Raw genomic sequence first — 14,261 nt, 5'->3', positions numbered from 1 at the left:
CCACGAGAGGGCCCCCGACTTCCTTTGTGGAGGAACGAAAAGTGAGGATCAAGCGCACCACCCCCCGCAGCGGCATCACGAGACGGACTCGGCTGATCGCCGTATCCACCGGCATCGTGGCCGCAGCCGCGATCGCGATCCCCAGCGCGAACGCGTCCGAGGCTCCCGTCGCCTTCAGCGCCGCCGAACTGGGCAGCGCCAGTGCCGCGGTGCTCGAGGCCGACGTCCCGGGCACCGCCTGGGCCGTCGACAGCAAGACCGGCCAGGTGCTGCTCACGGTCGACAGCACGGTCTCCCAGGCCGAGATCGCGAAGATCAAGAAGGAGGCCGGCGACAAGGCCGGCGCCCTGAAGATCGAGCGCACCCCCGGCACGTTCAACAAGCTCATCCAGGGCGGCGACGCCATCTACGCGAGCAGCTGGCGCTGCTCCCTCGGCTTCAACGTCCGCAGCAGCAGTGGTGCCGAGTACTTCCTGACCGCCGGCCACTGCACCGACGGTGCCGGCACCTGGTACTCCAACTCCGGGCGCTCCACGGTCCTCGGCTCGACGGCCGGGTCCAGCTTCCCGGGCAACGACTACGGCATCGTCCGGTACACCAACAGTTCCGTCAGCAAGCCCGGTACCGCGAACGGCGTGGACATCACCCGCGCGGCCACCCCGAGCGTGGGCACCACCGTCATCCGCGACGGTTCCACCACCGGCACCCACAGCGGCCGGGTCACCGCCCTGAACGCGACCGTCAACTACGGCGGCGGCGACATCGTCCGCGGGCTGATCCAGACCACGGTCTGCGCCGAGCCCGGCGACTCCGGTGGCCCGCTCTACGGCAGCAACGGCACCGCGTACGGTCTGACCTCCGGCGGCAGCGGCAACTGCCGTACCGGCGGTACGACGTTCTTCCAGCCGGTCACGGAGGCCCTGAACGCCTACGGCGTCAGCGTCTACTAGACCGTCGGCCCGTCCGCAGAAACGCAGCCAGCAGCACGGCGAGTCCCCGCACACCGGCCGGTGTGCGGGGACTCGGCCTTTGTGCAAGAGGTGAATTCCGGCCAGACGTCGGCCTGTTCGGCCGGTCGCCGGTTACTGGCTCGTAGCGTTTGCTGGAGCGTTCGTCGCGCGAATCCTGCTGGAAGGGACATGAATGGTGAAGGTCGTGTGTGCGCACTGAAGTTGTCGTGCGCACGTCCTGAAGTCGACCTTGTGTGCCCACTGTGGGGTTGGAAGAGTTAGCGCTCGTCAACCAGCCTTCCGGCCCGTGAGGTCCCCACAACCTCCCGGGCCGACCCCCCACAGGAGGACGTGAGTTGAAGCACCGACGCATACCCAGGCGGCGGGCCGCCGTGGTTGGTGCGGGTATCACCGCACTGGTCGCCGCGGGAGTCACCTTCCAGAGTGCGAACGCCAGCGAGGCCCCGAAGGCTTCCGCGCCCGAGACCCTGTCGGTCACGGCGGCCGGAAAGCTCGCCTCCACGCTGCTCGGCGACCTCGGCACCGACGCGGCGGGCACGTACTACGACGCGCAGGCGAAGAGCCTCGTCGTCAACGTGCTCGACGAGGGCGCCGCGCAGACCGTCGAGGAGGCCGGCGCCAAGGCGAGAATCGTCGAGAACTCGCTCGCCGAACTGAAGAGCGCGCGCACCACCCTCGCCGAGGACGCCACCATCCCGGGCACCTCCTGGGCGACCGACCCGACCACCAACAAGGTCGTCGTCACCGCCGACCGCACGGTCTCGAAGGCCGAGTGGGCCAAGCTGACCAAGGTCGTCGACGGGCTGGGCGCCAAGGCGGAGCTCAAGCGGACGAAGGGCGAGTACAAGCCCTTCGTCGCGGGCGGCGACGCCATCACCGGCAACGGTGGGCGCTGCTCCCTCGGCTTCAACGTGACCAAGGGCGGGGAGCCGTACTTCCTCACCGCGGGTCACTGCACCGAGGGCATCACCACGTGGTCGGACTCCTCCGGGAACGTCATCGGCGAGAACGAGGCGTCCAGCTTCCCGGACGACGACTACGGCCTGGTCAAGTACACCGCCGAGGTGGACCACCCGAGCGAGGTGAACCTCTACGACGGCTCCTCCCAGGCCATCTCCGGCGCCGCCGAGGCCACCGTCGGCATGGAGGTGACCCGCAGCGGCTCCACCACCCAGGTGCACTCGGGCACGGTCACCGGCCTGGACGCCACCGTGAACTACGGCAACGGCGACATCGTCAACGGCCTGATCCAGACCGACGTCTGCGCCGAGCCCGGCGACAGCGGCGGCTCGCTCTTCTCGGGCGACCAGGCCATCGGCCTCACCTCCGGCGGCAGCGGCGACTGCACCTCGGGCGGCGAGACCTTCTTCCAGCCGGTGACGGAGGCCCTGTCGGCCACCGGTACGCAGATCGGCTGAGCACCACCCGCACCTGTGAAGTACCTCCGAGGTACCGCTGAAGTCCCGTCCCGCGCGCGAGGGGCGGGACTTCCGCGTGCGTACGGGTGGTCAGCCGGCCTGCGTGGGAAGTTCCGTCTCCTGTCGCCGGACGCGCAGCACGGCGGCCAGCAGCGTGATCAGCGTCCCCGCGACCGCCCACGCCCACAGCACCAGCAGGGGCACGGTCTCGGCGTTGCCCTTGAAGTAGGCGATCGAGCGGGCCGTCCAGGTTCCCGCGCCCGGCGGCAGCCAGGGACCGATCTCCTTCCAGAACGGCGGCAGCATCGGCAGCGGGAAGGCGCCGCCCGCGCTCGGGTTGCCCGCGATCACCACCAGCAGGATCGCCAGCCCGATCCCGACGATCCCGAAGACGCCCTGGAGGGCGAGGGTGGCGGCGCCCACCGCGAAGGTGATCAGCGCGCCGAGTCCCCACAGATCCACCACGCTGCCGGGCAGCGCGCCCAGGATCGGCCCCACGATCACCGCACCGCCCAGCCCGCCGACGATCGCGACCAGCGCCATCACGATCAGCCGGATCGCCGCGCGCAGCGGGTTGGCGGGCCGGGCCCCGGTGCTGATCGCCAGGATCGAGGCGCACAGGTAGCCGCCGACGCACCAGCCGACGACCAGGTAGAAGGACGACAGCCCGTCGAAGTCCCGGGGCGAGGCCGGGGCCACGTCGACGGTCCGCACCGTGCGTCCCTCGGCCCGCTCCACCTCGGTGACGATCCTCTCCAGGGTGGTGGCGAGGACGGTGCCGCCGCCGGAGGCGACCAGCAGGGTGTCCCTGGTGCCGTCCGGGTTCACGATCAGGGCGCCGTCGATCTCCCGGTCCATGATCTGCCGCCGGGCGCTCTCCTCGTCGGCCACCGTGCGCGGGTCCAGCGGCGACCCGGGCAGCCGCTCCAGCCTGTCCACCGTCCGCTCGGCCACCGCCCCGGTCGCGACCACCCCGAAGGGCACGTCCTTCGGCTTCGGGTTGTGCAGCGCCCCCACGTAGGAGGCGATGAACAGGAGCTGGAGCGCGAGCACGCCGAGCACGAGCAGGGTGGCCCGCGGGGTGACGGCGTCCTTCACCTCGCCGAGGAAGGAGCCTCTGCGGCGGTCGGTGACCGGGGTGTGCGACATGCCCCCACGGTCCGGGCCGACGGGCGTTTGCGCAGGTGGGGCGGGGCCGAACGGATGTCGCACACGCATTCGAAAATTGGTCTATGGTGGGGGTGAGGTAGTTGGAACAGGTGTTCGACGAGGTGTTCGGCAGGACATCGGTTCATGAGTTCGGGAGGTGCGTGTGCCGGGTTTCACGCATCTGCACACCGTCTCCGGGTTCTCCGCCCGCTACGGCGCCTCCCACCCGGAGCGGCTGGCCGAGCGGGCCTTCGAACGGGGCATGGACGCCCTCGCCCTCACCGACCGCGACACCCTCGCGGGCACGGTCCGCTTCGCCAAGGCCTGCGCGAAGGCGGGCGTCCGTCCACTGTTCGGCGCGGAGCTGGCGGTGGCCGCCCCCGCGTCCGGGGCCGCCGACCGCACGGAGACCTCCGTACGCCGGGACCGGCGCCGCGCCCCCGTGCGCGGAGGTGCCTTCGTCGACGAGTCGACCCCGCGGGTGACCTTCCTCGCCCGCGACGGCGCCCGCGGCTGGGCCGGCCTGTGCCGCCTGGTCTCCGCCGCCCACACGGCCGAGGGCATCCCCCTGCTGTCCTGGCCCGACAACCACGCCGACGGTCTGACCGTGCTGCTCGGCCCCGACTCGGACGTGGGCCGCGCCCTCGCCGCCGGCCGTCCGGACCGCGCGGCGAGGCTCCTCGCCCCCTGGCGGGAGGTGTACGGCGACGCCCTGCGCCTGGAGGCCGTCTGGCACGGCCGCAAGGGCACCGGCCCCGGCTCCCTGCGCCTGGCCGCCCGCACCGTCGGTTTCGCCGCCGAGCAGGGCGTCCGGCCGGTGCTCTCCAACGCCGTCCGCTACGCCGACCCCGGCCAGGGACAGGTCGCCGACGTCCTGGACGCCGCCCGCCGCCTGGTCCCCATCGACGCCACCAAGGAACTGGACTCCGGCGAGGCCTGGCTCAAGGACGCCGGTGCCATGCGGCACGCCGCCGAGCGGATCGTCGAGGCGGCCGGCTTCCGGCGCGACACCGCCCACCGCCTGCTGGAGCAGACGCAGGCGACGGCCGCCGAGTGCCTGGTCGACCCCGAGGACGACCTCGGCATGGGCGCCGTCCACTTCCCCGAGCCGCACCTCGTGGGCGCCGGCCGCCGCACCGCCCAGCGGGCGCTCGCCTCCCGGGCGGCGGCGGGCATGGTGCTGCGCGGCTACGACCGGCGGCGCGATCACCGGACTTACTGGGAGCGGATGCACCACGAGCTGGACATCATCGCCCACCACGGCTTCGCCTCGTACTTCCTCACCGTCGCCCAGGTCGTGGACGACGTGCGCCACATGGGCATCCGGGTCGCCGCGCGCGGCTCCGGCGCGGGCTCGCTCGTCAACCACCTGCTCGGCATCGCGCACGCCGACCCGGTCGAGCACGGGCTGCTGATGGAGCGCTTCCTGTCCAAGGAGCGGGTCGTGCTGCCCGACATCGACATCGACGTGGAGTCCGCCCGCCGCCTGGAGGTCTACCGCGCGATCATCGGCCGGTTCGGCACCGAGCGGGTCGCCACGGTCGCCATGCCGGAGACGTACCGGGTGCGCCACGCCATCCGCGACGTGGGCGCCGCGCTGTCCATGGACCCGGCCGAGATCGACCGCGTCGCCAAGTCCTTCCCGCACATCCGCGCCCGCGACGCCCGCGCGGCACTGGATGAACTGCCCGAGCTGAAGGAACTGGCGGGGGAGCAGGAGCGGTACGGCAGGCTCTGGGAGCTGGTCGAGGGCCTGGACGCCCTCCCGCGCGGTGTCGCCATGCACCCCTGCGGCGTCCTCCTGTCCGACGCCTCCCTGCTCTCCCGTACGCCGGTCATGCCGACCAGCGGCGAGGGCTTCCCCATGGCCCAGTTCGACAAGGACGACGTGGAGGACCTCGGGCTGCTCAAGCTGGACGTGCTCGGGGTGCGGATGCAGTCGGCGATGGCGCACGCGGTCGCCGAGGTGAAGCGGGCCACCGGCACCGAGGTCGACCTGGACGCCGTACCCGAGGGCGACCCGGCGACGTACCGGATGATCCGCTCCGCCGAGACGCTGGGCTGCTTCCAGATCGAGTCGCCGGGCCAGCGGGACCTGGTCGGACGGCTCCAGCCGTCGACCTTCCACGACCTCGTGGTCGACATCTCGCTCTTCCGGCCGGGGCCGGTCGCCGCCGACATGGTGCGGCCGTTCATCGAGGCCCGGCACGGGCGGGCGCCGGTGCGCCACCCGCACGAGGACCTGGCGGAGCCGCTGGAGGGCACCTACGGGGTCGTCGTCTTCCACGAGCAGATCATCGACATCGTCGACATCATGACCGGCTGCGGGCGCGGCGAGGCGGACCGGGTGCGGCGCGGGCTGTCCGACCCGGAGTCGCAGGGGCGGATCAAGGTGTGGTTCGCCCAGCACGCGACGGCGAACGGCTACGACGCGGAAACGATTCAGCGGACCTGGGAGATCGTCGAGGCCTTCGGGTCGTACGGCTTCTGCAAGGCGCACGCGGTCGCGTTCGCCGTGCCGACCTACCAGTCGGCGTGGCTGAAGGCCCATCACCCGGCCGCCTTCTACGCCGGGTTGCTCACGCACGACCCCGGCATGTACCCGAAGCGGCTGCTGCTGGCGGACGCGCGGCGGCGCGGGGTACCGATCCTGCCGTTGGACGTCAACAAGTCGGGGGTCGCACACAGGATCGAACTGGTGTCTGAATCGCGACAGTGGGGGCTGCGTCTTGCCCTCTCCGACGTGCACGGCATCAGCGAGGCCGAGGCGGAGCGCGTCGCCGAGGGGCAGCCGTACGCCTCCCTGCTCGACTTCTGGGAACGGGCCCGCCCCAGCAGGCCGCTGGCCGGACGGCTCGCCCAGGTCGGCGCGCTGGACGCGTTCGGCGCCAACCGCCGCGACCTGCAACTGCACCTGACCGAGCTGCACCGAGGCGCCCGCGCCGGACGCGGCGACCAGCTCCCCCTGTCCGGCGGCCGCAGGACCGCCTCCGCCGGGCTGCCCGACCTCACCTCGGCGGAGAAGCTCAGCGCCGAACTGGGCGTGCTCTCCATGGATGCCTCGCGCAACCTGATGGACGACCACCGCACCTTCCTGCGCGAGCTGGGCGTGGTGTCGGCCAAGCGGCTGCGCGAGGCCCGGCACGGGGAGACGGTGCTGGTCGCGGGCGCCAAGGCGGCCACCCAGACACCGCCGGTCCGGTCCGGCCGCCGCGTCATCTTCTCCACCCTCGACGACGGCTCCGGCCTGGTCGACCTCGCCTTCTTCGACGACTCGCACGACGCCTGCGCGCACACCGTCTTCCACTCCTGGCTGCTGCTGGTGCGCGGGGTGGTGCAGCGGCGCGGCCCGCGCAGCCTCAGCGTGGTCGGCTCCGCCGCCTGGAACCTCGCCGACCTGCTGGAGACCCGCCGGGAGGAGGGACTGGAAGGCGTCGCGGCCCGGCTGGCCGGAGCGGACGGAAGCCGGGAGGGCGACGACCCCGGGGACGGCCCGGCGCGCCGTCGTCTCGCCGGTTCGGACGGACGGCCCGCGCCGGCCGGCTCCGCGGCCCAGGACCCGATGGAGCAGCGGAAGATCCGCATGTCCACCGGGTATGAGATGCACCCCTGGGCCGATCTGCGCCCCGCGGGCGAGGGGCCCGCGGTCGGAAGGAAGTTGTGGCACCAGAGTCCGGGGAGTGCGGGATGACCATCCTCTGCGTACGTTTCCAGCTGCCGCCGATGTACGAGGCGGCCCTGCCCCAGCTGCTCGGGTTGCTGGAGGAGTTCACGCCGGTCGTCGAGGCGCTGCCCCCCGACGGCGCGCTGGCCGACCTGCGGGGCGCCGAGCGGTACTTCGGGCGGGACGCCGTGGAACTGGCCTCGGTGATCCGCGTCCGCGCCCTCGCGCTGTACGGCGTCGACTGCGTGACCGGCGCCGGTCCGGGCCCGATGCTGGCCCGCATGGCGCTGCGGGACGCCCGGCAGGGGCTGACCGGCGTGGTGCCGGAGGGGGAGGAGCGGGAGTTCCTCGCCGGCAAGCCGGTCGCCGCGCTGCCCGGCGTCGGCACCGCGACCGCCCGCACCCTGTGCGAGTACGGCCTCGACACCCTCGGCCGGGTCGCCACCGCGCCCCTGTCCACGCTCCAGCGCCTGGTCGGCGTCAGGGCGGGCCGCGAGCTGCACGAGAAGGCGCAGGGCGTCGACCGGGGCCGGGTGGTCCCCAACGGCGTCTCCCGGTCGCTGGCCGCGGACCGCCCCTTCGACCGCGACGAACTCGACCCCGGCCGCCACCGGCGTGCCCTGCTGTCGGCCGCCGAGGAACTGGGCACCCGGCTGCGCGCCGTGGACAAGGTCTGCCGCACCCTGACCCTCACCGTGCGCTACGCCGACCGGTCGGCCACCACGCGCAGCCGCACCCTGTCCGAACCGACCGCGCACTCGGCGGCCCTGACCCGGACCGCGTACGACATGTACGAGGCGCTCGGCCTCCAGCGCGCCCGGGTCCGCTCGATCGCCCTGCGCGCCGAGGGCCTGGCCCCCGCCGAACAGGCCTCCCACCAGCTCACCTTCGACCCCGTGGACGAGAAGGTCCGCCGGATCGAGGAGGTCGCGGACCGCGCGCGGGCGAAGTTCGGACCGAGGGCGGTGATGCCGGGGTCGCTGGCGGCGTGATCCCCGCGCGGGGACTCAGTTGGCCCACGGGGGAGTGAGCACCGTGCCGTCGGCCAGCTCCGCCGTCAGGCCGACGGATGTGGTGACCCAGGAGGTCGCGGTCCGGTCGGTGGGGTTCTCGACGGCGAAGGCGGCACCGGCGTTGATGATCACCGTGTCCCCGGCGGTGACGCGCTCGGTGCGGCCGTCGAGGGTGATCAGCAGCTCGCCGGTGAGCAGGTGGAACACCTCCTCCCGGCTGACGGTGTGCGCGGGGGCCTTCGTCCCCGCCGGGATCTCGCCCTGCCAGGCGCAGAGCTCCTTGCTGCCGGTGCGGGGAGCGGCGTACGAGACGAAGCGGGTGCCGTGGATCTCGTGGGTGGCGCCTTCGGACGAGCGGACGACGGGCATGACTGTCCCCCAATGCCTATGGTCAAGCAGCTTGACTAAGTTTCCCGACCTATGGTCAAGCTGTTTGACCAAAACGTCAAGGGTGTTTCAATGCCACCGTGCAGAACTCCGACGCCATGGCCCTGACCGCCGGCCTGCTCGCCGCGGCCGGCGGTCTCACGCAGCGCATCCACGAGGGTGTCGTCGCCCGCGGCTTCGAGGGGGTGCGCCCGGCGCACGGTTTCGCCTTCACCCGGCTCGCCCCGGACGGCGCGACGGTCACCGACCTCGCCGCGCACCTCGGGATGACCAAGCAGGCCGCGAGCCAGCTGGTCGAGGAGCTGCACCGCAAGGGATACGTCGAGCGCCGGCCGCATCCCGCCGACGCGCGCGCCCGGCTGGTCGTGCTGACCGAGGCGGGGTGGGCCTGTACGCGAGCCGCGGAGGAGGCGGCGGCGGAGGCCGTGAGCGCCTGGGTCGACGTGCTCGGCGAGGACGGGGTGCGTGCGCTGGCCGACGGTCTGCTGCGGGTGGCGCCGGGCGGGCCGATCCGGCCCGCATGGTGACGCCGGTTAGCGCTGGAAGTTTTTACTGACGCGTAACTTCACACTTGCACTACTCGCTCGTAACTTGACGAGTGAACAGCATCCCGTGATCCGGATCACAGGGCGTCCTGCCATCGAAACTCCCCTGCCCCGCAAGGAGATCACCCGATGCTGCCCTGGAGACGCGCGCTCAGACCCCTGACCGCCCTGCTGCTGACCGCCGCGGCCGCCCTGGTCCCCGCCACCACCGCCCACGCCACCGACACACGCCCCACTTCCGGCTGGAACGACTACACCTGCCGGCCGTCCGCCGCGCACCCCCGCCCCGTCGTCTTGGTCCACGGCACCTTCGGGAACTCCGTCGACAACTGGCTGGGCCTCGCGCCCTACCTGAAGAACCGCGGCTACTGCGTCTTCTCCCTCGACTACGGCCAACTGCCCGGCGTCCCGTTCTTCCACGGACTCGGCCCGGTCGACAAGTCGGCGCAGCAGCTCGCCGCCCACGTCGACAAGGTGCTCGCCGCGACCGGCGCGGCCGAGACCGACATCGTCGGCCACTCGCAGGGCGGCATGATGCCCCGGTACTACCTCAAGTTCCTCGGCGGCGCCGCCGAGGTGAACGCCCTGGTGGGGATCGCGCCCAGCAACCACGGCACCACACTGTCCGGCCTCACCAACCTGCTGCCGTACTTCCCCGGCGTCGGGGACCTGCTGAACGAGCACACCCCCGCCCTCGCCGACCAGGTCGCCGGCTCCGACCTCCTCACCAAGCTCAACGAGGGCGGCGACACCGTCCCCGGCGTCCGCTACACGGTCCTCGCCACCCGGTACGACCAGGTGGTCACGCCGTACCGCAGCCAGTTCCTGGACGAGCCCGGGGTGCGCAACGTCCTGCTGCAGGACCTGTGTCCCGTCGACCTGTCCGAGCACCTGGCGATCGGGCTCTTCGACCGGATCGCCTTCCACGAAGTGACGAACGCCCTGGACCCGGCGCACGCCACGCCCACCACCTGCGCCTCGGTCTTCGACTGACGGCACACCCGGCACGCCACGCGGGGCTCGTCCGGCCTGAGCCGCCGGACGAGCCCCGCGTCCCCGTTGCCCCGGGGTCAGCCGCTGTGCCTGCCCCCGGCGGCCCGCCGGCGCACGGACGCGAACATCACGGCCGCGCCGACGGCCAGGGCGGCGGCGCCACCGACCGCGATGTAGGGCGTGGTGCTGTCCCCGCCGGTCTCGGCGAGGTTCTCGGTGCCCGCGCCGGCGGCCTTGACCTCGTTGGGCTCACCGGCCGCGGCGGAGGCCTCGTCCCCGGAGGCCGGGGCGGCCGGGGCGGCCGGGTCGGTCGGGTCCGTCGTCGTCTCGGCGTCCTGGTCGCCGTGGCCGTGGTGCTCGATCGTCGACTTGTCGGCGGCGGCCGCGATCTGCTCCTCGGACGGAGCGGACGCCTCGGGGGCCGGAGCGGCGGCGTCCGAAGAGTCACCAGACGCGGAGTCACCGGCCGCGGAGTCACCGGCCGCCGTGCCGTTGTCGCCGCCGCTCCCGCCGGCGCCGCCGAAGGAGATGTCGGAGCAGGAGTAGAACGCCTCCGGGCTGTCCGAGCGCTGCCACACCGCGTACAGCAGGTGCTTGCCGGAACGCTCGGGCAGCTTGCCGGCGAAGGTGTAGAAGCCGCCCGAGGCCGCCGGGTCGGTGGCCGTCGCCACCGGGGCGGACAGGTCCAGGTCGCCCCAGCCCAGCGGCTGGGACGGGTCGTAGCCGGGCTTGGTGATGTACACCTTGAAGGTGCCCTTGTGGGGGGCCGTCACGCGGTACTTGAAGGTGTACGAGCCGCTGCTCACGCTGGTCGCGGGCCAGTCGGCGCGGGCCAGGTCCATGCCCTTGAACGCCGGGTCGTTGGCGCTGCACAGCTTGCCGTCCGGGATCAGTTCCTGGTGCTTGCCGGCGGCGTTGCCGATGCGGATGCCGTTCCAGTCGTACAGCGCCTGGGTGCCGCCGGCCGCGACGGCCGCCTTGCACGCGGCCGACTTCGGGTTCTCGGGTCCCTCGGCGTGGCACTGCGACACCCGGCTGACCGGGTCGCCCATCGAACCGTGCGCCGACGCCGGAGCGGCGGCCAGGGTGGTCAGGGCGAGCGGGGCGAGGCCGGCGACGGCGACGGCGGCGACCCTGCGGGGCGCGGACGGTGCGGGCATGGGGAACTCCTCGAAACGGTCACTGGGGATGCGGAACTCGGGCCGGAACCCGTGGGGTTGATCAGCAAGCTAGCCCCAAGAAACCGTGAAATCGCCTGCTGGAGGCGGGTGATGGAGATCCTTATGGTCGCGTTAAGGGAGTGCTCAGGCTGGGCTGAGGTAGCTACCGTTCGCGGCATGGAACGAGAGCAGATCCGGCCGGCGGTCGCCGCCGACGTACCGGCCGTGAAGGCCGTCACCGACGCCGCCTACCGCCCCTACGTCGAGCGCATCGGCGTGGTGCCGCAGCCCATGGAGGCGGACCACGCGGCGAACGTGGCCGCGGGCAAGGTGTTCGTCACGGGCGGGCCCGGCACGGGCGTCGCGGGCCTCGTCGTCGTCGTGGAGGCGTACGCGGACCACCTGTTCCTCGACAGCATCGCCGTCCACCCCGACGCGCACGGCACGGGCGTGGGGCGGCGGCTGCTGCGGTTCGTGGACGCGCACGCGCGTGCGCTGGGCCTGCCCGAGATCAGGCTCTACACCAACGCCATGATGTGGGAGAACCAGGAGATCTACCCGAAGTACGGGTACGAGATCGTGGAGCGCCGGGTGGACGGGCCCTACGACCGCGTCCACTACCGCAAGCGGCTGCTCTGACGCGTCTCACCGCGACCGGCCCGGTCAGCTCTCCGGCCACCAGGTGCGCGCGATGTCCTCGCGGACCTCCGGGCGTCCCGAGGGGCGCTGGTCGGCCTCCTCGCGGACACGGCGGGCGTCGGTCTTCTTCAGGGGCTTCTGCACGGTCAGACGGCGCATGGCTGCCTCCTTACGGATCCACCGGGTTCCGCGTTCTCACGGAGGTAGACCCTTTCCCCGAGACTTGCTCATCGATGCGTCCCTGTCAGTGGCGGTTGTCACGTTCCCGCGCCCCGACCGCGTTGTCAGTGCCGGGTGTCACCCTGGGTGCATGGGCAACGACAGTCAGGTCGGTGAAGTTCTTCCCGCGGGCCAGCCGCTCCAGTTCGTCCAGTGCGGCCACGGCGGCGGCAGCGGACTCGGGGTCGCGCTCCGGCAGGCCGCTCTGAGCGAACTCGTCCTCGTCGAGGCGCCGTACGTCCGTGCCGTCCGCGGAGCGCCACAGGTCCAGGTCGAGGTCCTCGACGACCAGTTCGGTGCCGTCGAACACGGCGGGGCGGGTGATGTCGCAGTACCAGCCTTTCAGAGCCCCGGTCGCCGTCCGGACCTCCTTCACCGCGTACCACCGGTCGCGCCAGTAGTACTCGGTGAAGACGTCGCCGGGCTCGAAGCGCACGAAGCCGAAGTCGCGGACGCCGGCACCGGCCCAGAGGGCGCGGACGGCGAGACGGGTGCCGTCGTCGTGGAGCAGCACGCCCGTGTACCGGATCTTCGTCCGGCCCGCCTTGACAAGCGCGATGCTCAACTCAGCCGAGTTCGCGGACATGGCGCACCTCCGTCCCGCAGACCTCGTATCCGAGCCACTTGTTGACGGCGAGCATCGGGCCGTTGTCCGTGTCGTTGCCGGTGAGCGCCTCCGTGTACCCGGCGGCGCGGGCGCGGCGCAGGGAGTCGGTCTTGGTGAGCTTGGCCAGGCCCCGGCCGCGGTGGGCGCGGACCGTGCCGGTCATGGCGGTGGCATACCGGGTGCCGCCGTCGGTGTGGGCCACGCTGAAGGCGACGGGGCGGCCGTCGGCGACCGCGACCGTGGTCAGCTCACGGTGCAGCAGCGGGTGCCGCCAGGTCTCCGCCAGCCATGCCTCGTACTCCGTGAACTCGACGGCGACATCGCTCGGTTCGTCCGCCACCAGCTCCGCGTCCAGTTCGAACAACGGGCGGGGATCGTCGGCGAAGTCGGCGGCGGTGCGGAGTTCGACGCCGGGCGGAGCGGCCGGTGCGTCCGGCAGGGCGGCGTCGGCCAGGTCCAGCCGGAGGAAGTGGGCCGAGCGCCGCCGCTCGTAGCCGTGCCGTTCGGCGAAGGCGAGGTTCGCGGGCTCGTCCAGCACCCACGCGAAGAGCTTCGTCGCCCCCTCCGTGGCGAGGTACTCCTCGGACGTGCGCACCAGCAGCCCGCCGGCGCCGCGGCGGACCCTGTCCGGGCGGACGTAGACGTTGAGGTACGCCTGACCCGGCTCCGGGCTGTCGTGGACCAGCCCGAGCTGCGCCGTGCCGATCGTCTCCCCGTCCTCCTCCGCGACGAGGGACCGGCTCCGGGCCTCCGGGTGCGTGTGGACGAGGCGGTGGACGACGGCCTCGGGCGTCCACAGGATGTACGGCAGGGCGAGGTGCCGGACATGCGCGAAGGCGGCGGCGTCGGCCGGATCGTCGGGACGCAGGTCGCGTACGAGTACGGTCATGTGGGCGCACGTTACGGCGGGAGGGCTGCCGGGTGCCTCTCATTTTCCCGGGGATACGCGACAATCGCCGGGTGACCTTGCAGATCCACATCGATGACGGCACCCCGCCCTACGAGCAGGTGCGGGCGCAGATCTCCGAACAGGCGCGGTCGGGGGCGCTGCCGGTCGGCTACCGGCTGCCGACCGTGCGCGGACTGGCCGAGTCCCTCGGGCTCGCCGCGAACACGGTCGCCAAGGCGTACCGGGCGCTGGAGGGGGACGGGGTGATCGAGACGCGGGGGCGCAACGGAACGTTCGTCGCTGCCGCGGGCTCGGCGGCGGAGCGGGAGTTGGCCTCCGCGGCCCAGGGGTACGCCGAGCGGGCTCGGCGGCTCGGGGTGGGGGAGGGGGACGCGGTGGCGGCGGTGCGGGACGCGGTGCGGGCGGCTTACGGGGATTGAGTGCCGTTTCGATGGGGGCCGGTGGGCGGCTGCGGGTTCGTTGTGGCTTGTCGCGCAGTTCCCCGCGCCCCTAGGTGTGCTGTCCCGGGACGTTGGTGACACGCGTGCTGGGTGCTTGAACAGGTGAGGGCCTTCTGGGTTCGGTGTGGATTGCGACATCTACGCCC

General features: G+C 72.4%; 14 protein-coding genes. 8 read left to right on the top strand and 6 right to left on the bottom strand.

The window, feature by feature from the left end:
- Positions 1 to 41 precede the first annotated feature (41 nt).
- Together KUM03_RS33290 and KUM03_RS33285 are read left to right on the top strand one after the other, a co-directional pair.
- Positions 42 to 950 (top strand): S1 family peptidase, encoded by a 909-nt coding sequence (locus KUM03_RS33290; protein ID WP_217254303.1) that lies wholly within the window; start codon positions 42 to 44, stop codon positions 948 to 950.
- A 356-nt stretch (positions 951 to 1,306) separates the two neighbouring features.
- Positions 1,307 to 2,389 carry a S1 family peptidase gene (locus KUM03_RS33285; protein ID WP_217254302.1) on the top strand — a complete coding sequence of 361 codons (1,083 nt, stop codon included), beginning with the start codon at positions 1,307 to 1,309 and terminating at the stop codon, positions 2,387 to 2,389.
- A gap of 90 nt (positions 2,390 to 2,479) precedes the next feature.
- Here KUM03_RS33285 and KUM03_RS33280 read toward each other — a convergent pair whose 3' ends face one another.
- Complete coding sequence (locus tag KUM03_RS33280; RefSeq protein WP_217254301.1) at positions 2,480 to 3,538, bottom strand: DUF3533 domain-containing protein; 1,059 nt, start codon at positions 3,536 to 3,538, stop codon at positions 2,480 to 2,482.
- Positions 3,539 to 3,701: 163 nt separating this feature from the next.
- Here KUM03_RS33280 and KUM03_RS33275 point away from each other — a divergent pair, with 163 nt between their 5' ends.
- Together KUM03_RS33275 and KUM03_RS33270 are read left to right on the top strand one after the other, a co-directional pair.
- A complete protein-coding gene (locus KUM03_RS33275) occupies positions 3,702 to 7,229 on the top strand; it encodes a DNA polymerase III subunit alpha (protein WP_217254300.1) in 3,528 nt (1,175 codons plus the stop codon).
- Complete coding sequence (locus tag KUM03_RS33270) at positions 7,226 to 8,194, top strand: hypothetical protein (RefSeq protein ID WP_217254299.1); 969 nt, start codon at positions 7,226 to 7,228, stop codon at positions 8,192 to 8,194. The genes KUM03_RS33275 and KUM03_RS33270 overlap by 4 nt, the downstream gene beginning before the upstream one ends.
- 15 nt (positions 8,195 to 8,209) lie before the next feature.
- Here the strand turns inward: KUM03_RS33270 and KUM03_RS33265 are convergent, their stop codons facing one another.
- On the bottom strand, positions 8,210 to 8,584 hold the full coding sequence (locus KUM03_RS33265; RefSeq protein WP_217254298.1) for a cupin domain-containing protein: 375 nt from the start codon (positions 8,582 to 8,584) through the stop codon (positions 8,210 to 8,212).
- 98 nt (positions 8,585 to 8,682) lie between these two features.
- On the opposite strand from KUM03_RS33265, the gene KUM03_RS33260 reads away from it, so the two are divergent.
- A complete protein-coding gene (locus KUM03_RS33260) occupies positions 8,683 to 9,129 on the top strand; it encodes a MarR family winged helix-turn-helix transcriptional regulator (protein WP_217254297.1) in 447 nt (148 codons plus the stop codon).
- A gap of 147 nt (positions 9,130 to 9,276) precedes the next feature.
- Positions 9,277 to 10,140, top strand: coding sequence for a triacylglycerol lipase (locus KUM03_RS33255; RefSeq protein ID WP_217254296.1), 864 nt, complete (start codon positions 9,277 to 9,279; stop codon positions 10,138 to 10,140).
- A gap of 77 nt (positions 10,141 to 10,217) precedes the next feature.
- On the opposite strand, the gene KUM03_RS33250 is transcribed toward KUM03_RS33255, so the two are convergent.
- Positions 10,218 to 11,300, bottom strand: a complete 1,083-nt coding sequence (locus KUM03_RS33250) for a lytic polysaccharide monooxygenase (RefSeq protein WP_217254295.1) — start codon at positions 11,298 to 11,300, stop codon at positions 10,218 to 10,220.
- Positions 11,301 to 11,477: 177 nt separating this feature from the next.
- Here KUM03_RS33250 and KUM03_RS33245 point away from each other — a divergent pair, with 177 nt between their 5' ends.
- On the top strand, positions 11,478 to 11,939 hold the full coding sequence (locus KUM03_RS33245; RefSeq protein WP_217254294.1) for a GNAT family N-acetyltransferase: 462 nt from the start codon (positions 11,478 to 11,480) through the stop codon (positions 11,937 to 11,939).
- A 24-nt stretch (positions 11,940 to 11,963) separates the two neighbouring features.
- Here KUM03_RS33245 and KUM03_RS38950 read toward each other — a convergent pair whose 3' ends face one another.
- The 3 genes from KUM03_RS38950 to KUM03_RS33235 form a co-directional block, all read right to left on the bottom strand.
- Positions 11,964 to 12,098, bottom strand: coding sequence for a hypothetical protein (locus KUM03_RS38950; protein ID WP_302185921.1), 135 nt, complete (start codon positions 12,096 to 12,098; stop codon positions 11,964 to 11,966).
- An 85-nt stretch (positions 12,099 to 12,183) separates the two neighbouring features.
- Complete coding sequence (locus tag KUM03_RS33240; RefSeq protein ID WP_217254293.1) at positions 12,184 to 12,744, bottom strand: DUF402 domain-containing protein; 561 nt, start codon at positions 12,742 to 12,744, stop codon at positions 12,184 to 12,186.
- The gene (locus tag KUM03_RS33235) at positions 12,725 to 13,654 is read right to left on the bottom strand and encodes a GNAT family N-acetyltransferase (RefSeq protein WP_217254292.1); all 930 of its coding nucleotides are present in this window, start codon (positions 13,652 to 13,654) and stop codon (positions 12,725 to 12,727) included. The genes KUM03_RS33240 and KUM03_RS33235 overlap by 20 nt, the downstream gene beginning before the upstream one ends.
- Before the next feature lie 71 nt (positions 13,655 to 13,725).
- On the opposite strand from KUM03_RS33235, the gene KUM03_RS33230 reads away from it, so the two are divergent.
- The gene (locus KUM03_RS33230; protein ID WP_217254291.1) at positions 13,726 to 14,094 is read left to right on the top strand and encodes a GntR family transcriptional regulator; all 369 of its coding nucleotides are present in this window, start codon (positions 13,726 to 13,728) and stop codon (positions 14,092 to 14,094) included.
- Positions 14,095 to 14,261 lie beyond the last annotated feature (167 nt).

Source organism: Streptomyces sp. AC602_WCS936, assembly GCF_019049125.1.
Classification (GTDB): domain Bacteria; phylum Actinomycetota; class Actinomycetes; order Streptomycetales; family Streptomycetaceae; genus Streptomyces.
This window is presented reverse-complemented; position numbering and strand designations above follow the sequence as displayed.